Source organism: Bradyrhizobium sp. STM 3562, assembly GCF_045571435.1.
In the GTDB taxonomy this organism is placed as follows: domain Bacteria; phylum Pseudomonadota; class Alphaproteobacteria; order Rhizobiales; family Xanthobacteraceae; genus Bradyrhizobium.
In genome coordinates this window covers 6,654,906-6,672,323 of the sequence record NZ_CP120694.1, presented here as the reverse complement: position 1 = coordinate 6,672,323, position 17,418 = coordinate 6,654,906, and the positions used below count along the sequence as shown (strand labels likewise).

The 17,418-nt window shown below is 62.0% G+C and carries 26 protein-coding genes; 17 read left to right on the top strand and 9 right to left on the bottom strand.

Features of this window, described 5'->3' with window-relative positions; genetic code table 11:
* Window positions 1–48 precede the first annotated feature (48 nt).
* Window positions 49–1,884, top strand: a complete 1,836-nt coding sequence (locus P6U23_RS30750) for a thiamine pyrophosphate-dependent enzyme (protein ID WP_407176129.1) — start codon at window positions 49–51, stop codon at window positions 1,882–1,884.
* Between the two features lie 236 nt (window positions 1,885–2,120).
* Here the strand turns inward: P6U23_RS30750 and P6U23_RS30745 are convergent, their stop codons facing one another.
* Window positions 2,121–2,327, bottom strand: a complete 207-nt coding sequence (locus P6U23_RS30745) for a hypothetical protein (RefSeq protein ID WP_407176128.1) — start codon at window positions 2,325–2,327, stop codon at window positions 2,121–2,123.
* A gap of 179 nt (window positions 2,328–2,506) precedes the next feature.
* On the opposite strand from P6U23_RS30745, the gene P6U23_RS30740 reads away from it, so the two are divergent.
* The 5 genes from P6U23_RS30740 (at window position 2,507) to P6U23_RS30720 (ending at window position 5,596) form a co-directional block, all read left to right on the top strand.
* Complete coding sequence (locus tag P6U23_RS30740; protein WP_407176127.1) at window positions 2,507–2,716, top strand: hypothetical protein; 210 nt, start codon at window positions 2,507–2,509, stop codon at window positions 2,714–2,716.
* Window positions 2,717–2,791: 75 nt separating this feature from the next.
* Window positions 2,792–3,352 (top strand): type 1 glutamine amidotransferase domain-containing protein, encoded by a 561-nt coding sequence (locus tag P6U23_RS30735; RefSeq protein ID WP_407176126.1) that lies wholly within the window; start codon window positions 2,792–2,794, stop codon window positions 3,350–3,352.
* A 154-nt stretch (window positions 3,353–3,506) separates the two neighbouring features.
* Complete coding sequence (locus P6U23_RS30730) at window positions 3,507–4,442, top strand: NADP-dependent oxidoreductase (protein ID WP_407176125.1); 936 nt, start codon at window positions 3,507–3,509, stop codon at window positions 4,440–4,442.
* A gap of 56 nt (window positions 4,443–4,498) precedes the next feature.
* Window positions 4,499–4,705: a hypothetical protein gene (locus tag P6U23_RS30725; RefSeq protein ID WP_407176124.1), complete on the top strand. Its 207-nt coding sequence runs from the start codon at window positions 4,499–4,501 to the stop codon at window positions 4,703–4,705.
* A gap of 732 nt (window positions 4,706–5,437) precedes the next feature.
* The gene (locus P6U23_RS30720; protein WP_407176123.1) at window positions 5,438–5,596 is read left to right on the top strand and encodes a hypothetical protein; all 159 of its coding nucleotides are present in this window, start codon (window positions 5,438–5,440) and stop codon (window positions 5,594–5,596) included.
* 7 nt (window positions 5,597–5,603) lie between these two features.
* Here the strand turns inward: P6U23_RS30720 and P6U23_RS30715 are convergent, their stop codons facing one another.
* A complete protein-coding gene (locus P6U23_RS30715; protein WP_407176122.1) occupies window positions 5,604–6,311 on the bottom strand; it encodes an MgtC/SapB family protein in 708 nt (235 codons plus the stop codon).
* Window positions 6,312–6,348: 37 nt separating this feature from the next.
* Window positions 6,349–7,119 (bottom strand): formate dehydrogenase accessory sulfurtransferase FdhD, encoded by a 771-nt coding sequence (fdhD, locus tag P6U23_RS30710; RefSeq protein WP_407181643.1) that lies wholly within the window; start codon window positions 7,117–7,119, stop codon window positions 6,349–6,351.
* 196 nt (window positions 7,120–7,315) lie between these two features.
* Here fdhD and P6U23_RS30705 point away from each other — a divergent pair, with 196 nt between their 5' ends.
* Window positions 7,316–7,618, top strand: a complete 303-nt coding sequence (locus tag P6U23_RS30705; RefSeq protein WP_407176121.1) for a hypothetical protein — start codon at window positions 7,316–7,318, stop codon at window positions 7,616–7,618.
* An 87-nt stretch (window positions 7,619–7,705) separates the two neighbouring features.
* On the opposite strand, the gene P6U23_RS30700 is transcribed toward P6U23_RS30705, so the two are convergent.
* Complete coding sequence (locus P6U23_RS30700) at window positions 7,706–8,272, bottom strand: DUF4142 domain-containing protein (RefSeq protein ID WP_407176120.1); 567 nt, start codon at window positions 8,270–8,272, stop codon at window positions 7,706–7,708.
* 55 nt (window positions 8,273–8,327) lie between these two features.
* On the opposite strand from P6U23_RS30700, the gene P6U23_RS30695 reads away from it, so the two are divergent.
* The 4 genes from P6U23_RS30695 to P6U23_RS30680 all read left to right on the top strand — a co-directional run bounded on the left by P6U23_RS30695 (window position 8,328) and on the right by P6U23_RS30680 (window position 10,499).
* Complete coding sequence (locus P6U23_RS30695) at window positions 8,328–8,516, top strand: hypothetical protein (protein WP_407181642.1); 189 nt, start codon at window positions 8,328–8,330, stop codon at window positions 8,514–8,516.
* Window positions 8,513–8,647 carry a hypothetical protein gene (locus tag P6U23_RS30690; protein ID WP_407176119.1) on the top strand — a complete coding sequence of 45 codons (135 nt, stop codon included), beginning with the start codon at window positions 8,513–8,515 and terminating at the stop codon, window positions 8,645–8,647. Before P6U23_RS30695 ends, P6U23_RS30690 begins: the two co-directional genes overlap by 4 nt.
* Before the next feature lie 182 nt (window positions 8,648–8,829).
* A complete protein-coding gene (locus P6U23_RS30685; RefSeq protein WP_407176118.1) occupies window positions 8,830–9,375 on the top strand; it encodes a DUF4142 domain-containing protein in 546 nt (181 codons plus the stop codon).
* Window positions 9,376–9,422: 47 nt separating this feature from the next.
* Window positions 9,423–10,499: a flavodoxin family protein gene (locus P6U23_RS30680; RefSeq protein ID WP_407176117.1), complete on the top strand. Its 1,077-nt coding sequence runs from the start codon at window positions 9,423–9,425 to the stop codon at window positions 10,497–10,499.
* A gap of 3 nt (window positions 10,500–10,502) precedes the next feature.
* Here P6U23_RS30680 and P6U23_RS30675 read toward each other — a convergent pair whose 3' ends face one another.
* Together P6U23_RS30675 and P6U23_RS30670 are read right to left on the bottom strand one after the other, a co-directional pair.
* Entirely contained in the window at window positions 10,503–11,393 is an 891-nt protein-coding gene (locus tag P6U23_RS30675) for an SDR family oxidoreductase (RefSeq protein WP_407176116.1), read from the bottom strand.
* A gap of 477 nt (window positions 11,394–11,870) precedes the next feature.
* A complete protein-coding gene (locus P6U23_RS30670) occupies window positions 11,871–12,110 on the bottom strand; it encodes a hypothetical protein (protein WP_407176115.1) in 240 nt (79 codons plus the stop codon).
* Window positions 12,111–12,287: 177 nt separating this feature from the next.
* On the opposite strand from P6U23_RS30670, the gene P6U23_RS30665 reads away from it, so the two are divergent.
* Window positions 12,288–12,506 (top strand): DUF6894 family protein, encoded by a 219-nt coding sequence (locus P6U23_RS30665; protein WP_024507829.1) that lies wholly within the window; start codon window positions 12,288–12,290, stop codon window positions 12,504–12,506.
* A gap of 26 nt (window positions 12,507–12,532) precedes the next feature.
* Complete coding sequence (locus tag P6U23_RS30660) at window positions 12,533–12,736, top strand: hypothetical protein (RefSeq protein WP_407176114.1); 204 nt, start codon at window positions 12,533–12,535, stop codon at window positions 12,734–12,736.
* Window positions 12,737–12,741: 5 nt separating this feature from the next.
* On the opposite strand, the gene P6U23_RS30655 is transcribed toward P6U23_RS30660, so the two are convergent.
* Window positions 12,742–13,008, bottom strand: coding sequence for a hypothetical protein (locus P6U23_RS30655; RefSeq protein WP_407176113.1), 267 nt, complete (start codon window positions 13,006–13,008; stop codon window positions 12,742–12,744).
* Window positions 13,009–13,158: 150 nt separating this feature from the next.
* Between P6U23_RS30655 and P6U23_RS30650 the strand changes: the two genes are divergently transcribed.
* Window positions 13,159–13,521: a PRC-barrel domain-containing protein gene (locus P6U23_RS30650; protein WP_407176112.1), complete on the top strand. Its 363-nt coding sequence runs from the start codon at window positions 13,159–13,161 to the stop codon at window positions 13,519–13,521.
* Between the two features lie 326 nt (window positions 13,522–13,847).
* Here the strand turns inward: P6U23_RS30650 and P6U23_RS30645 are convergent, their stop codons facing one another.
* Together P6U23_RS30645 and P6U23_RS30640 are read right to left on the bottom strand one after the other, a co-directional pair.
* Window positions 13,848–14,105 carry a hypothetical protein gene (locus tag P6U23_RS30645; protein ID WP_407176111.1) on the bottom strand — a complete coding sequence of 86 codons (258 nt, stop codon included), beginning with the start codon at window positions 14,103–14,105 and terminating at the stop codon, window positions 13,848–13,850.
* A 119-nt stretch (window positions 14,106–14,224) separates the two neighbouring features.
* On the bottom strand, window positions 14,225–14,551 hold the full coding sequence (locus P6U23_RS30640; protein ID WP_407176110.1) for a response regulator: 327 nt from the start codon (window positions 14,549–14,551) through the stop codon (window positions 14,225–14,227).
* Between the two features lie 160 nt (window positions 14,552–14,711).
* Here P6U23_RS30640 and P6U23_RS30635 point away from each other — a divergent pair, with 160 nt between their 5' ends.
* The 3 genes from P6U23_RS30635 to P6U23_RS30625 all read left to right on the top strand — a co-directional run bounded on the left by P6U23_RS30635 (window position 14,712) and on the right by P6U23_RS30625 (window position 17,360).
* The gene (locus P6U23_RS30635; RefSeq protein WP_407176109.1) at window positions 14,712–15,449 is read left to right on the top strand and encodes a Crp/Fnr family transcriptional regulator; all 738 of its coding nucleotides are present in this window, start codon (window positions 14,712–14,714) and stop codon (window positions 15,447–15,449) included.
* Window positions 15,450–15,497: 48 nt separating this feature from the next.
* Window positions 15,498–16,847, top strand: a complete 1,350-nt coding sequence (locus tag P6U23_RS30630; protein ID WP_407176108.1) for a sensor histidine kinase — start codon at window positions 15,498–15,500, stop codon at window positions 16,845–16,847.
* Window positions 16,848–16,925: 78 nt separating this feature from the next.
* Window positions 16,926–17,360, top strand: a complete 435-nt coding sequence (locus tag P6U23_RS30625; protein ID WP_407176107.1) for a PPC domain-containing DNA-binding protein — start codon at window positions 16,926–16,928, stop codon at window positions 17,358–17,360.
* The last annotated feature ends 58 nt before the right edge of the window (window positions 17,361–17,418 follow it).

Below are 17,418 nucleotides of genomic sequence, written 5' to 3'. Positions count from 1 at the left end.
AACGGAGCGCTGCGGTTTGTCCCGCATTCGCAAGTCGGGAGCTGCGCCATGCCGCAGAAGTCGGACCTTGATCGCCGGGACTTCATTTCAATCGCAACCACCGGATTGGCGCTCGCGAGCATCAATGCAAGTCCGTCCGCGGCTGCGGAACCGAGTGAAGTCACGTCCGCTATGTCGCCGCAGCCGGCGCCGTCATTCGGCGCGGACGAGACGACTGCGGACATCATCGTCGACACATTGGTCGCCTGGGGCGCCACGCACGCATTCGGTGTCGTCGGCGACGGCATCAATTCGGTGATCGAGGCCCTGCGCAAGCGGCAGGACAAGATCCGTTACATCGGCGTGCGCCATGAAGAAGCCGCGGCTTTCATGGCCTCGGGCTTTGCCAAGCATACGGGGCAACTCGGCGTGTGCGTCGGCACCACGGGGCCAGGTGCGATTCATCTCCTCAACGGGCTTTACGATGCCGCCCTCGACGGCGCGCCGGTCGTGGCGCTGACCGGCCTGACCTTTCACGACCTCACCGGCCTGCGCTATCAGCAAAGCGTTGATACCGTCGGGCTGATGCGCGGCGTCGCGCTCTACAACGAGGAGGTGACCGGACCGGAGCATGCCGTGATCGTCGCAAACCGGGCCTGCAGAGCGGCGCTGGGTGAGCGTGGGGTGGCGCATCTGACCATCTCCAAGGACGTGCAGATGATGCGGCTTTCCGCCGGCAAGCGCTCGATGCGCAATCCGGGCGTTCGCACGTCCTCGTCCTGGACCACGCCGCTGGCAGCAGCGCCTGCCGATGAGGTTCGCGCCGCGGCCGACATTCTCAATTCCGGACGGCGGGTCGCCATTCTCGCCGGGCAGGGCGCGCTGCATGCTCGCGAGGAAGTGACGAGGCTTGCGGACGCGCTCGGCGCGCCGGTTGCAAAGTCGCTGCTGGGCAGGGCGGTGCTGGCCGATGATTCTCCATTGACCACGGGCGGGATCGGTGATCTCGGCACCGCACCGTCGTCATGGATCATGAAGAATTGTGACACGGTCTTGATCCTTGGTTCGACCATGCCATGGGAAGAGTACTATCCCTCGCCCGGGCAGGCGCGCGGTGTCCAAATCGATCTCAAGGCCGATCGCATCGGCCTGCGGTATCCCGTGGAAGTCGGTCTGGTGGCTGATGTCAAGGCAACGTTGATGACGCTGTTGCCGTTGATCACTCCCAAGCAGGACCGTTCGTTCCTTACTGAAGCGCAGCATCGCGTAGCCGATTGGAACACGCTGCTCGATAATGTCGAGGGCAGCGCGCGCAGCCCGTTGCGTCCACAGATGGTGGTGCGTGCGCTCAGCGACCTCCTGGCTGATGACGCGGTCATTTGCCTGGATTGCGGGGCGAACACGCATTTTGCGGCACGCTGCCTGCGCCTTAAGGAGAACCAGCGCCTGACCGGAACCGGCATGCTGGCCAGCATGGCACCCGGGCTGCCCTTTGCGATCGCGGCGCAATTGGCCTTTCCGAAACGGCAGGCGGTGACCGTGGTCGGCGACGGCGGATTTGCCATGCTGATGGCGGAGTTGTCGACCGCGGTCGCACAAAACCTGCCCGTCAAAATCATCCTTCTCAAGAACAACAGCCTTGCCGAGGTGAAATTCGAGCAGCAGGACATTGGCAACCCGCCCTTCGGTTGCGACCTACCGCCGATCGACTTCGTGGCGTTCGCGAAGGCCTGCGGCGCGGATGCATTCCGTTGCGAGAAGCCGGATGACATCGGGCCCGCGATCCGCGCAGCGCTGGCTTCATCGAAGCCGGTCCTGGTGGAGGCCGTGGTTGATGCGGAAGAGAAGCCGACCAAACCCAACGAACTGAAGGTCTCAAGCTCGGTTCGTCATGGCCGGGCTTGACCCGGCATCCACGTCTCTCTTCACGCGGAAAGCAAGACGTGGATGCCCGGCACCGGGCCGGGCATGACGAATTTGTGGGCCAACCGACCAGATAAGGCGCACCGATCCTGCAGCGCGATCCGCATATGCGATGGCCCTGCCGCTGCTGGGGAGAGGTGAACGGCCGCGGCAACCAAGTGAATCTAATCCTCTTGGCGCTTTGGCAGCGCCAGACCTTGCGATACCTCCGGCGCCTCTCAGGAGAAAGTGAAATCGGAGTCCGGATCACTCACCTCGTCCGGACTCGATTCGCAAAATTTGATCTTGAGATTGCCGTCCAGGACCTTCTCGCCACTAGGTCGGGTCTCGACCAGGCCGGCGCGTTCTGCAGCCGCCCAGACCTCTTGCTCCGTCGGGAAGCTGCGTGTCAGCCGCTCATTCTCTTCATACAGGGCGTAGGGCATGGCGCCCTCCTAACAAACCCCGTCCTTTTTCGAAGGCCGAAGACGGGGCTTCGAGCTACTCTCTTCGGCTGGATCTCTCCTTGCGAAATTTTCCAGGCTCCGGCGAACAATTCCGCCATCTGCCTCCTGTTCCCCGTGATGGATGCGGAACGGTTGCTCGGGGGCCGAATTATGGGGGCATGGCAACCACCACAATCACTGTTCTGGAAAAGCCCATCGCGCGTATCAAGGAGACGTGCGAGATGATGGGCATTGCGGAAAAATTCGACCAGGCCCTTCCGGACCTCGAGACCTATCTCGAAGGCGAGGTGGCGGCGGGGGAGACCAGCGAAACGCGGCTGACCTATAACGGGCTGGTGTTTCTGAAGCAGAACTTCGCCAAGCGCTAGACCGAAGCCCCCTGCCACGGAACGATGCCGGCAATTGCCGATTGACGCGGACACGCTTTTGCAAAGGAGTGTCCCATGGAATTGAACGGCAAGAAGATCGCCATTCTGGCAACCAACGGTTTCGAGCAGTCCGAGCTGGAGGTGCCCCGCGACAGGCTGAAGCAGGCCGGTGCCATCGTGGAGATCATCTCGCTTTCGGCCGGCGAGATCAAAGGCTGGGACATGAAGGACTGGGGGCGGCCGGTCAAGGTGGACAAGACGCTGGACCAGGCCTCGCCCTCCGACTACGAGGCGATCGTATTGCCGGGCGGTCAGATCAACCCGGACCTGCTGCGGGTCGAACCCAAGGCATTGAAGTTCATCAAGGACATTTTCGATGCCAAGAAGGTGGTCGCCGCCGTCTGCCACGCGCCCTGGCTGCTGATCGAAACCGGCATCGCGAAGGGACGGAGGATGACGTCGTACAAATCGATCAAGACCGATGTCGTGAATGCCGGTGCGAAGTGGGAGGATTCGCAGGTGGTCGTCGACCAGGGGGTGATCACCTCGCGTAATCCGGGCGATCTCGAAGCCTTTAGCAAGAAGATCATCGAAGAGCTTAGGGAAGGCCGCCACACCCAGCGTAGCGCCGCTTGATCATCGAACAGCCAGCCGGACGGCCCTGGAAGGCCAAGGGGTAGGGTTCGAAAGAGCCCGCCCCTTTTCACTCTATGCGTGCAAGGCGCACGACGCGTACCGAGGAACGAGGCGGTGCCGTGCCGGGTTGCCCTCGAACCCAGGAGGCGCACCCATGAGCAAAATCCGCAAAGTCAGGTTTCATCGTTTCGGCGCAAAGGATGTGCTGCAGCTCGAGGAGCTCGAGCAGTCGCAGCCGGATGCCGGGCAGCTCCTGGTCGTGGTGCGCGCGGCCAGCATCAACCCCGTCGATTTCAAGATCCGCCTGGGCAAATACCCATCCGTGCAAGAGGATCGTCTGCCATATACGCCGGGCCGCGACGTCTCTGGCGTGGTCGCGAAATGCGGCGCGCAGGCGACCCGCTTCAAGACCGGCGACGAGGTCTTCGGGTTGGTGCCGGTTTATGGCGGCGGCTATGCGCAGCAGGTCGTGTTGGATGAAAGGGCGGTTGCGGTGAAACCGTCCGGGCTGGACCACCTGTATGCCGCCGGCGTTCCGCTGGCGGGGCAGACCGCCTGGCAGGGACTGTTCCGGCATGGCGGCCTGAAGGCGGGACAATCTGTCTTGATCCACGGCGGTTCGGGCGGGGTTGGCCATTTCGCGGTGCAATTCGCCAAGGCACGCGGCGCGCGCGTGCTTACGACGGTCTCAACCGACAACGTCGAGTTTGCGCGCGGCCTCGGCGCCGATGTCGTCATCGATTACAAGAAGCAGCGTTTTGAGGAGGTCGCCTCCGACCTCGACATGGTGTTCGATCTGATCGACGGCGAAACGCGCGAGCGTTCCTGGCAGTTGCTGAAGAAAGGCGGGGTGCTGGTTTCGACCTTGACCGAGGCCTCGCAGGAGAAGGCGAGAGAACGCGGTGTGCGTGCGCTGCGCTATACGGTGGAAGCCAATGGCGATGAGCTTGCCGAAATCGCCGCGCTCATCGAGGCCGGAAAGGTCAAGCCTCATGTCCAAAAGACGTTCCCGCTCGATGCCGCGGCTGACGCCATGGGCTCGGTCGAGCAGGGGCATTCAGTTGGGAAGGTCGTGCTGAGCCTCGCGTGAGAACCGGACAAGCGACGCGCACGTTCTTTCTTCCGGGCATCAAAGGAGATCGTAAAATGGGTCTTGCTCAATATGCGATCGTCGCGGTGGGAGACCAATGGGGTGTCCTCCATGACGGCGACATCAAGGGCGAATATGCCACCAAGGAATCGGCTTTCGAATCCGCCGCGGCCGCGGCCTCGCTTGCGATCCGCCAAGGGCATGAAGTGCATTTGAGCGTGCCCGGAGGTGAGCAGGATAAGGCAAACCGGCAGCAGCTTTAGCGCGCGATGGAGAATTCGTTCCAAGCAAGTGTCGTTTTATTTGCATCAGCGCGGTAAATTAGGTTAGCGACGATGCGCCGCCTCTGGAGCAGACTCTGTGGAAGTCTCGAAGCAGGAGGCTTCCATGATGAGGAGAAACAGGCGCAAGCCCACGGCTTCGTTCGACGAGCGCCTGCAAAGGGCCGCCGATGACGCGCGCCAGGCTGCCGAGAAACTTCCGCAAGGGCCAGAGCGCGATATGCTGTTGAACAAGGCGAGTCAAGCGGAGACCGCCGTTCGCATCAATCGATGGTTGAGCTCCCCGGGGCTGCAGTCGCCGCGGTAAGGACGATTGGTGGGAATCCGCCGAGGCGGATTTGGGGCCTGGAGCCATGCGGCTTGCTTGCACCGGCATGGACGCGTGAGTCCGTCAAGACAAAGGGCGATGCCGCGGCGCGCAATTGGCCTTAAGAGGCGCAGCCATCTCGATCGGCCATCATTTACCGGGGAAAGTCGATAGCAGCTCCGCCGACGGTCCCAGCGTTCAAGGGGCCGAACGCCGAGACCGCCATTCCACACGGAGTGCTCCCGACGTGACAGGGGGGATCGGCGCCGGAAGCATTATCAAGACTCTCGGTCGGCCAGATGGTTCCTCGAGTCTGCCCAATCAATGGCCCGGCTTTAACCCGTGACGGCAGGAACCAGCCCGCGCCGGTGAGATTGGTGTCACGTGAACCTTATCCAGGAGACGCCATGAGCCGCGAGAAGCCGACCGACGATCCCCGGGAAAAGACAGACAAGCGTTCGTTCAAGCAGACCGATGAGCCTTGGAAGAAGCCGCTGGAAAAGGAACAGAGCACAAGCGTGCGGAAATCCGATCTCGAGAAGTGGCGGGAGACCGACACGCATTGAGGGCTCGCTAGCGATCGGTCATGAGCTCAAACAGCGTGATCCGATAGTCCTGGTCCAGGACGTGTAGTACATCGAGTGGCGAAGACGTCCGGTCCGGCCGGTGCCAGGACAATTCGAATGCGTAATCCGTCTGGTTCGAGTTTGAATGATGTTTCTGGCCCTGGAAGTGGGCGCGATATTTCATAGGCTCGACCAGATTTGACACCCGCTCAACGACATTCCAGTTCGTCTCGCAGGTCACGACCAGACGGGCGTGATGTTCGCGCGGAATTGCGCCATCCACCCATTTCAGGATCCAAAGCGTGAGCACCGCGAGCACTGTCGCGGCCGTTCCCAGCAGCAACTGTCCGCCGCCGAGGCAGAGGCCAATCACCGTCATCAGCCACAGGGTCGCGGCGGTCGTGACGCCGGTGATCAGATCGCCCCTCTTGAGGATGGCGCCGCCGCCGATGAATCCGACGCCGGTCAGTATCCCCAAGGGAAGCCGCATCAGATCCATGATCGCAAAGGACTGCGGTGTCTTGCCGCTCACCGATAGCAGAATATTGGCCTGGATCATGGCGACCGAGGCCGCCAGCCCGACAAGGATCGTGGTCCGGAAGCCGGCCGCGTGACCCCGCGCGCCGCGGTTGAAGCCGATGATCGCTCCCGCCAGCATGGTCAGCGCCAGCCGGACTGCAATGTCGGTCCACGATGGTTGCAGTGGTATGTTCATCGCAGCATCCAGAACCACCGGTGCGGCAACGGGTCGCTCAGTCCGGGCCGATCGCCTCCGGGCGACTGAAAACCTCGAACGCGGAGCCGCGCGCAATGCCGACAAGACACATGCCGCAGGCCGTTGCCGTTCGCACCGCAAGCGCGGTCGGTGCCGAAATCGCGATCAGCACGCCGGCCCCGATCGCCGCCGCCTTTTGCACCATCTCCACGGAGACACGGCTGGTCAGGACGATGGCACCTGTGCTGCCATCGCGATTGTCGGTGGCGAGCGCACCCGCAAGCTTGTCCAGCGCATTGTGGCGGCCGACGTCTTCGCGCAGCGCGACCAACCGGCCCTCGGGCAGGTAAAAGCCTGCGGCATGCGTCGCTCGCGTCGCCATGTTGAGGCTCTGCGCCAGCGTCAGCATCTCGACGGCGTGGCTGACCTGGCGCCGCGTCAAGGTCATAGCGTGACGCAATTCCGGAATCGGGCGCGCCGCCTCGCTCAGGCTCTCGATCCCGCAAAGTCCGCAGCCGGTCGGGCCGACAAGACGTCGTCGCCTCGACTGCAGCTTTCGTTCGCTCTCCGTGGCAAGCCACATCCGCAGCTCGACGCCGTCGGCGTGCGGAACGATATCCAGGTCCTCGATCTCGGCGGGGCTGGCGATGATGCCTTCGGTCAGGCTGAAGCCGATCGCGAGATCAGTCAGGTTCGCGGGCGTCGCCATCACCACCGCGGTCGTCGTGCCGTGGTAGACGAAGGCAACCGGACATTCCTCGGCGACGGTCCGGGCGCCGGGCTTGCGGAGGTGATCTACTCTCGACATGTCGACCGCTGCCGGCGGCAGCCTTACCGCGTCGCGCTGACCGAACTGCGAGCCATGCAATGCTTTTCTCCTTGTGACGCTCATTCGACGCGCGGGCGCGCGCAAGGTTCCGTCTGCTGCGGGAACTTCGTGCCGAATCGCCGGTTTCTGCTGCAGCCGAAAATTCGTGTCCTCGCACCAAATCGAAGGAGACGTTATGAGAGCGACAGCGATTTCACTCGCGGCATTGCTGACGCTGGCTGGCGGCCTGGCCCTGGCGCAATCGCAGATTCCGAGCGGGCGAGGCTCGGTGACCGGCGACCCTGCGGCAAGCTCGGCAACGCCCGTCACTTCGCCGACCACCGGAAGCGCCGCGAAATCGAGCCGGAGCGATAGCGGCACCTCGACGTCGGGCGGCAGCGACGCCAATGGCGATCAGGGCAGGGACACAATGCCACAGACGCGCAATCGCCCGACCATTCCGCTCGACGAGCAGAACAAGCCCGCTGTCGGGCGTTAGAGGATGATGCGGAGAAGCGCACAGCGGTTCTTCCCAATCAGATCAGGCTTAAACGGAGGTGCGATCACGATCATCGCGCGCGAGCAGCTATTCGTCGCCCAGCCCAGCCTCGGCGTCTTCCAGGGCCGCGCGAAGCGTCGATAGCTGTTCGGCCACGAACGCACGCACGGTTTCGCTATCAGGTGATGCCAGGTAGCGCTGCAGCAGAGCGATCGCGGACCTGTGTTCGGCGACCTCGACGGTGTAGAAATTGCGAACGTAGTCCGGCCCGTCGAAGGTCTGCAAAGCTGTCAATCGATCTGCGCGCCTCGGCCTCGCTTGGCAGTCAAACGCGGGATCGGTGTTCACCTCTTCCTGAATCTTGGTGAGCGCTTTGTCACGCTTCTGTGCGGCATCGGCGTGTGCAAGTGCAAAAGCCCTGATCTCCTCGTTGCCCCGTGCATCTGCACTCTCGATCGCGTCCTGCTGGAACCGGTCGAACTCGTAGAGTTCTCCAATCACCTCCGCCGCGGCCGGCGTCGCTTCCGCAGCAAAAGCGGCGTCACTCTCGGCGCGGCTTGTCGCAAGCACGGTGGCACCGGCAAGGAAAAGAAGCGCGAAAGGGATCTTGAACATCCGAATCAACCGGAGGCGTCGCCGCAGGTTCCGGTGCATTACGATCGCGTAAGGGATGGTTGAGGTTGCGAGGTTCGTTACCACCTCTTTGTCTATGAAACAGTCAGACATATTCCGAGAGAACGCCGAAAACTGCCTGCAGCTTGCGGAACGCGCGGAGGGCCGGCCGGCATATAGACGCTATATGCGCATGGCGCAGGCATGGACGGCCTTGGCAGATGAGCAGGATTGGTTGGACGGAGAGATTCCTCCGCTGCCTCCCGGTCCGAAGGAGGCCGCATGACGGGAGTACGGCGCGCCCTTATAGGCTTCATGATTGCGTTCGGCATTTCCGCGGCGATCGCGGCGGTGACGACGATCAGGCAAGTGCACATGGCCTCATCATCGGCATCGCCGCCGGTCACGCGGATCTAGCTCGGCTCATCGCCGGGGGCAGTAAGCCGCGGGATCGGATGACCGGCGCGAGCTTTCCTTGACGGCGCATACGGCGCATACCAGGTGGTTGCGCTGCGGCGCGCCGTGCGACCCGGTCGGCTATAGGAACTAAGGCCGCGACTCCAGAATTGGGTGGCGACAATCCCTTCTGGAGGACCAAGATGCGTAAGTTAATTGTTTCGGCTGCGGTTGCCACGATGCTTGCCGTGCCTGCGGTTCTCGCCCAATCGGTGGGCGAAAAGACCGGCGTCAATTCCGTGCTCGGTGTCAGCCCTAGCACGGATGATTTCGTCAAGGAGGTCGCGAACAGCGACATGCTCGAAATCGCAACGGCCAAGATCGCAGAGGATAAGGGCAACGCCGACGAAAAGAAGTTCGCGCAGCAGATGATCACCGATCACACCAAGACCACGTCCGAGCTGAAGGGACTGGTCAACAGCGGCGACGTCAAGGCGCAGATCCCGGGCGCGATGGATTCGTCCTACCAGAAGAAGCTCGACAAGCTGCGCGACACCAAGCCTGCCGATTTCGCCAATGAATATGATTCGATGCAGGTGAGCGCGCACAAGGACGCGGTGTCGCTGTTCCAGCGCTACTCGAAATCCGGCGACAATGCCAAGCTGAAGGACTGGGCCGGCAAGACGCTTCCGACCCTTCAGCATCATCTCGACATGGCCGAGGCGCTGGACAACAAGAAGCGGGATTGATTGGCGGTTCAGGCGGCGGGTAATCCTGCGCGCGGATACGATAGAGCATGAGTGATCCTGACGTCCGCAAGGGCATGCCGCCCGTCAAACTGTCGCGTGAGGAATTCGAGCGTCGTTATCGGCGCCGTTTCATCGACCCGGTGTTTGGTCCTCTGCAACACGAGCTTGATGCAATCATTGCTGCGGCCTGGGACGCCTACAGCCATTCGCGCAAGGCGCCGGTCACGCGCAGGGCCGGACCCGGCTTTGCCGATCCGGATTACGAAATCGCGGTGGATTGGCTCGCCGCGCGAGAAGCTGTGCTGGAAGCGCAGCGGCGGCACGATGACTTGCACGAAAATCCACGCATTCTGCTCATCAACGGCTCCTCGCGCAGCGAGCACACTTGTCCGGGCGAGATGTCGAAGACGTGGCGACTGGTGAAATTCGCCGAGCCCGTGTTCAACGAAATGGGTTTTGCGACCGACATCCTGGATCTGTCGCGTCTTGCGTCCGAGTTCGGGAAGCAGATTCATCCCTGCAAGTCCTGTGTCGCAACCTCGATGGCGCTGTGTCACTGGCCCTGCAGTTGCTATCCGAACTACTCGCTGGGCCAGACCGACGACTGGATGAGCGAAATCTATCCGCTGTGGGTCGCCGCCCACGGCATCCTGCTTGTCGCGCCCGTGAACTGGTATCACGCACCGGCCGGATTGAAATCCATGATGGATCGGCTGGTTTGCGCAGACGGAGGTAACCCGGATCCTTCTTCGACGCATGGCAAGCATGCCGGGGAGGCGAAGGCGCTGGAGCTGAAGGGCTGGCCCTATCCGCGACACCTTGCGGGACGTTACTTTGGCATCGTCGCCCACGGCGATGCTGTCGGGGCGGAGACGCTGCGCCGATCGTTGTCCGATTGGCTGACCGACATGGGGTTGATCTCGGCAGGCCGTACGGCCGAGGTCGATGGCTATATCGGCTACATGCAGCCCTATGCGACGTCGCACCAGGCGCTGGACGAGGATGAGGTATTCCAGCAGGAGGTGCAGAACGTCGCCCGCGCCCTCGGCGGGGCGGTGCAACTGCATCGCGGCGGCAAGCTCGACAATCCGGACGCGGGTCTGCTCGATCCCGCGCAAAAATGACGATCAGGGCTGACCGGAGCCGCCGGCCGAGCCGTAAATTTGGCCGTTGGCGTAGCTCGCATCGGCCGCGGCGAGCTGCACATAGATCGAGCCAAGCTCGGCGGGTTGCCCCGGACGCCCGAGCGGCGTCTGACCGCCGAATTTTTCCAGCTTCTCCATTGGAGCGCCTCCGGACACCTGCAGCGGTGTCCAGATCGGCCCCGGCGCCACGCCATTGACGCGGATGCCCTTAGGGCCGAGCTGCTTGGCGAGGGACTTGACGTAGTTCATCGTGGCAGCCTTGGTCTGCGCGTAGTCGTAGATATCAGGTGACGGATCATAGGCCTGCTCGGATGTCGTGCCGATGATCACGGAGCCGGGCTTCAGGTGCGGCAGCGCCGCTTTGATAATCCAGAAGGGCGCGTAGATGTTGGTCTTCATCGTCGCATCGAAATCCTCGGTCGTGAGATCGAGGATCGACGCGCGCGCCTGCTGCCGGGCAGCATTGTTGACGACGATGTCGAGGCCGCCGAGCCCGTCGACCGCACGCCGCACCAGTTCCTGGCAGAATTGCTCAGCCCTGATGTCGCCGGGAATGGCGAGGCCATTGCGCTCTTCGGCGCGGATCAATGCGATCACCTCCTGGGCATCCGGCTCTTCGGTCGGGTAATAGTTGATGGCGACGTCGGCTCCCTCGCGCGCAAAGGCAATCGCGGCGGCGCGTCCCATTCCGGAATCGCCGCCGGTGATCAGCGCCTTGCGGCCGGCCAGCCGGCCGGAGCCGCGGTAGCTGTATTCGCCATGGTCGGGGCGCGGATCCATCTGGCTGGCGAGGCCGGGCCACGGCTGTGACTGTCGCTTGAACGGCGGCTTCGGGTATTTGTCGGTTGGATTGCTGAGTTCCTGGGCGGCCATTCCTTGGTCTCCCTTCGCGCTTGGAGAAAGAGCGGAAGCAGCCGCCAACGTCGCGCCGCCGCCCACGACCTGTCGGCGGGACACTGAGGGATACGCGCTGCGTGCCATTCGCTTCTCCATCTGTTGAGGGGATCAACAGGCTAAGCCGCCGAACGTTTCGGTTGCAGACGTAAAGGTCGGCAGATTGCTGCGAAGCAAAAACGTGACGCGGCTCACGCCGCGATGACGCACTTTGGCGCGCGGAGCGCCAAAAGAAGCTGTTGATCGTGGTGCTCTGGTACGATGGGCGGCGGTCGATTTGCTCAGCGCCGCTTGCTCGCTGCCTGCAGATTTGATGGTCTCTCTTGCGATACGCCTGGACCGCCGTGGATTTCGCCATTCGCCGCGTTTTCGTAGAACGCGATCCAGTGCAAGCCTCATGTAGGTCAGCGTGTTTGATCAATCCTGTCTTCGATCATCTCCCCGTTCTTCTTGCCTTTATTTCGAGCTTTGATCATTCCGCGTTGCTAGCCATTCGGTGACGGCCAGCACGTTGTCGACCTGCACCGCCTTCTTCATCAGCGCGTCGCGCTCTTTCCCCGGAGGCATCCGACGCGCGGTCGCCCGCGCGTTGTCCGCGTATCTCTCCAGGCGCATTTCGAAAGACTCGGTGGGCCGAGACCTGTTTCTCTTCTTTTTTTGCATAGGTTGTACCCGGCGTGATTGATAGCCGGGCATGCTAGGCACTCCGGAGGTATCCGTCGTTAACCTATGACAGGGGTAGGTGCGGGAACGTTTGCCGGCGTGCAGCGTAAGCATAGGACTTCCGGCGCCGCCTTCTCTCTCAGGTGCGATGGCGCAGTTCCGATCAAAGCGGCCAATCAAGAGAACGTCGCCGGGGTCAGGGAGGAGAGAATGCCGCTCTATCATTTCGATCTCGTGAATACAAAGACCATCCTGGATGAGGGCGGCGCAGAGCTGCATGACGACATCGAGGCGCTGGACTCCGCGGATGACATCGCGCGGCGGATATTGGACGAGCGGCCCGAGTTGAAAGGCCGGCACTATTTCATTCTCGTCACCAACGAGGATGGCGAAGAGGTCTTTCGACTACCGCTCGAGATCATTCATTAGAGAGTCATCGAGGAAAAGGCGAAGCGATGAAGAAATCCGGTCAAGGAATTGTCCGCGATAAGGCGGAAGAACAGCCGGCTGACAAGAAGCGCGCGCAGACGGTCCACAAGGCCAATCCGCAAAAGTCGGTCTCGCGCGAAGCGACGCGCGATCCAAAATTGAATGATGCTGAGAAGACGCCCGGATCCGGCATGACGGCGGACGAAAGCGGAGATGCCCCGACGGGCTGAGCGTATTAGGGCAGGCGACCCTGACCGAACAGCAGTGATAATTCTATGGTGCGAGCTTGGCGGTAGCGTTGAAAGGCGGCAATGGCCCGGTTGGCCAATGCGAGTTTGTTGCGCTGACCCTGGCCGATCATGAATTGGACCTTGTCCGCCAGGAAGCCGACCGCTTCCGCAGGATCGTCGATTTCGCCGGAACGCGCGAGGAAGTTGAACGCGATCTGGACCGCCTCCTCCAATAGCAGAGGAGCGTCGTGGTCGTTGAACCAGGCGGACATGACAGTCTTCCGGATTTCCGGTCTCTCGCGAACCGCGAACTCCGCCCAACAAGCATTGGTTCCTAAATTCATGCGATGATCGTGAAAGCGGCCCGGAACCGGCGGCACTGCGCCTCGTTGCTCGAATCAATGATTTGCATGGAGGCTGCAATGAGTATCGACGAACGCGAAACCGGCAATCTGATCGGCAGCGACAAGGTCGAGGGGACCGCCGTGTACGGCGCCGACGACAGCAGGATCGGCGCGATCGAACGAGTGATGATCGACAAGGTCAGCGGGAGGGTGTCTTACGCGGTGCTCGGGTTCGGCGGTTTTCTGGGGCTTGGAAACGATCATTATCCCCTGCCATGGCAGTCGCTCAAATACGATACGCGGCTTGGCGGCTATGTCACCGGCATCACCGAGCAGCAGTTGCGCGGCGCGCCGAAGTATAGCGAGGGCAGCGATTGGAACTGGAGCGATGCCGCGAGGAACAGGGCGCTCAACGCCTATTATGGCGTGCCAGTGGCCTGATGGCGGGCTTGTGCGCCGGCGCATCGGGAATGCGAGATTGGCGACGCGCCGCTTCGAGAGCACTCATCGCGACTGTCTCGTCGGTCTTGAGACCGCTCGATGGACGAGAGGTCGCCCACAAAGCTCGACGACGGACAACGGGCGCCGCTAGGAACGATCGCCGCCGCGCAACGTCGTCTTTGCGCAACCGGCTTCATCCTCCCGGACGCCGGTTGCATCCAAAGACGACGGCTCCGGCGCTTCACGCCGGAGCCGTCAGTCTGGGCTCGCGAATGAAAAAGGCCGCCGATGGGCGGCCTCCTCGAAGGCTTTCGCGTAAGGGAGCCTTACCAGGATTCCCAATTATCGCCACGCCAATAGCCACGGCCCTCATGCTCGCGGAAAACGTAATGCTCGTTGGGGCCCCACCGCCAATCATCATCATGGATGATGACCCTCGCATCCGGCGGATAGCGATAGGTTTCATGCGTGTGCCAGCACACGTTGCCGCTGCAGGCGATCGCGGCTGACGCGCTTACGCTCGAGATGGCCAGCAACCCCGCAACCGCTGCCGCGCTTGCAAGGGTCTTGCCTACCAGCTTCATGTTGTCCTCCTTCTCCTGATCATTGCCCGCTGGCCAACACGACAGACATGCTTTCGTTCCGGCGCAGAAATGACCGCGCGAGGGAACTGGGGCGAAGCCGCGGCTCTGGCTTGCGAGGGTTAGACCAACGCGCGCAGCGCAGCGATCAATCCTGTCGGCTCAATCGGTTTCTCCAGCCGCAAGATATTTTCAAACTCGCTGGGAATGTGCGGACGCCCGAAGCCGGTGGCAAAGAGGAAAGGGATGTCCCGTTCGGCCAGCGCGCTGCAGATGGCGAACACGTTGTCTCCACCGAGACCAATGTCGAGGACGGCGCAATCGATTTGCGACTCCGCCTCGATCGTGCAAAGCCCTTGGGCCAATGTGGGTACGGGTCCAAGCACCTGCGCGCGCTCTTGGACCAGCAGGCGCTTCAAATCATCGGCGAGGAAATACTCGTCCTCCACGACGAGGATCCGCCGTCCGGCGAGCACGCCTTCAGTCGCATTGCCCATGCAGGATCTAACCACGGAATTCATAGAACCAGGGAACTTCAATCGCGGGGACTAACATAGGTTATTGAATTTGGTTCCCCACGCGCTGGATTAACGCTTGGGGAGACGACCCTTGAGTTCACTTATTCGAAAATTGGAACATTTCGCGCGGCTCTCCGAGGCCGATCGAGCCATCCTCGATCGCGCAGGGTCCGAGCGCGTCCGCAAGTTCGGGCCGCGTGTCGACATCGCGCGGGAGGGAGACAGGCCGAAGGACGTTCACTTGGTTCTTTCGGGGTGGGCCTGCCGCTACAAGCAGCTCGAGGACGGGCGCCGGCAGGTGGTCTCCTTCTTCCTGCCGGGCGATCTTTGCGATCTCAACATTTTCATCCTGCGAGAAATGGACCACTCGATCGGCACTATAACGTCGGTCAACATCGCTGACCTGTCGCGCGAGTTCTTTGACGAGATCAGCACGCGCTATCCGCGCATCATCGCCGCGTTGTGGTGGGAGAGCCTGGTCAACGCGGCAATCCAACGCGAGTGGACCATGAATCTCGGCCAGCGCACCGCGTCCGAGCGGATGGCGCATCTATTGTGCGAGTTGTTCTTTCGGTTGAGGGTGGCCGGGCTCACGCACGAGGACAGTTGCGAGTTTCCTCTGACCCAGGCGGATCTCGCCGATGCCACCGGGCTTTCGAAGGTGCATGTCAATCGCACGCTGCAGGAACTACGCTCGACTGGACTCATTGTGCTCAAGGGAAAGACGCTGGTCGTGCCCAACCTTGAGCGGCTGATGAATGCAGGCCTGTTCAATGCCAACTACCTGCATCTGGAACGCGAGGGACGCCAGCTTGATGCTAACGACTGATGGCGCCTCGGTGCGACCGGGGATTGAGCCGCCGAGAAAGAACGGCCGATGATGGTGAACGGCGAGACCGTTAGCAGAGCGGCGTTCGAACGTGAAGTCGCCGACCGCTTTGGCCTGCTGCCGAATCTTTTCCGTTCCGCGCCTGCAGCGCCCGGCCTGATCGAAGAGATATGGATCTTTGGCAAATCCGCCTATCTCGACAATCCCTTGCCGTCGCTGCTGAAGGAGCGTTTGTTCGTCCATCTCTCCCGCTTCTGCGGAGTGCCGTACTGCCTCGCGCGGCACATCGGCTTTCTGCTGGGGAAGGGACGACCCGCAGGCGACGCAAGGGCGGCGCCGGAAACCCTGCAAGAGGCCGGCGAGCTCTTGGCCCGTCCCCTGCCGAATGCGGGAACACTCGACCAGGCTCTGGTGCGCTTGGAAGCGCTGCGTCAGCCCGCGGAAAGTCCGGCTCCGCGCTCGCAGATGGAGGCTGATCTGTTCGACGCGGCGAGCGTCTTGTTCGTTGCGCCCCGCCAGTCCGAGCGGGCTCGGCTCGCCATTCGTAACGCCTGGGGCGATACCAAGCTCGAACTGCTCACCGTGCTGCTCGCTTTCATTCGTATGATCCATTACTGGAGCGAAACGCACCCCGATCTCGGCTACGAGCCCGACATTACGGCCCTGCTGCGTGAACACCCCGAACTCGCGGCACTGATGCCGGACGCAAATGAGGCCCAACGCGCGCAGGAAACCATACGGCGTATCAGCAGCGATGGCCCGAACGTCGCGCCGAGTAGAGTCGATGAAGATCAGAACGCGCGGCTCTTGAGCGAATTGCAGCACCGGACACGCAATACGTTGGCCGTGATTCGATCCATCGTGCGTCGCACCGCGGAAACCAGCGAGACCACCGAGGATTTCGCCAACCATTTGGATGGACGAATCGGCGCGATATCGCGCGTCCAGCTCGCGGTCGCCCGCGATCCGCTTGCCGGCTTCGATCTCGCCGCGTTGCTCTCTGACGAATTGTGCGCCTGCGCGGCCCGCGAGGGCGAGCAATTCGAGCTGAGCGGACCTCAGGTGCACTTAAATCCCAAGGCCGCCGAGAACATTGGGCTGGCGATCCACGAACTCGCAACCAACGCGGTCAAGCACGGCGCCTTCACCGCGCAGCGCGGACGCATCGAGGTCAATTGGTGGACGCAGCAGCGGGCCGATAGCGAGTGGCTGTGCCTGCACTGGAAAGAGAGTGGAATGGCAGGCCGGCCCGTGAAACAGACACGAGAAGGGTTCGGTTCGATCCTGCTGCAGCAGATGTTGCAATACGATCTCGGCGCCGAGGTGACGCAGGCCTTTGAGCCGAGCGGCTACCGCTGCGAAATCGCGTTTCCGCTGCGGCGAAACAGATCGACATGATCTTCCGCCTCGCACTAAGTAGGAACTGCGCGACCGTGCTTTCGTTAGCGTCGGTCAATTCGGCTTTGGGATTCCAAGATGCGCGCTGAATCCGTTGTCGAGGGGCCCGAACGGGTATTTGTCCTGATCCTTGACCAGGGTGAGGAGGCATTCAAGACCATTGCGGATTTCGCGAACAAGGAGCGCATCACGGGTGCGTCCGTCGCGGCCATCGGAGCGTTTGAGCAGGCCGACCTCGGATGGTTCGATCTCGAAGCCAGGACTTACAGGCCGATCACCGTCGACGAGCAATGCGAGGTTCTCAGTCTCCTGGGCGATGTTGCGGAAGGTGATGACGGCAAGGCAAGCCTGCATCTTCATGCCGTGCTGGGATTGCGGGACGGCCGCGTCCGCGGCGGCCACTTGATGTCGGGTGTGGTGCGGCCGACGCTTGAAGTCACCATCAGGGAAACGGTGCAATATCTGCGCCGCAAGAAGCGTGCCGATCTCGGCATCGCTTTAATCAACATATAGAGATAGCGGCGCCATTCCGCCCGTAGGAACCATTGTACCTTGCCTCGCGTTGAGGGTC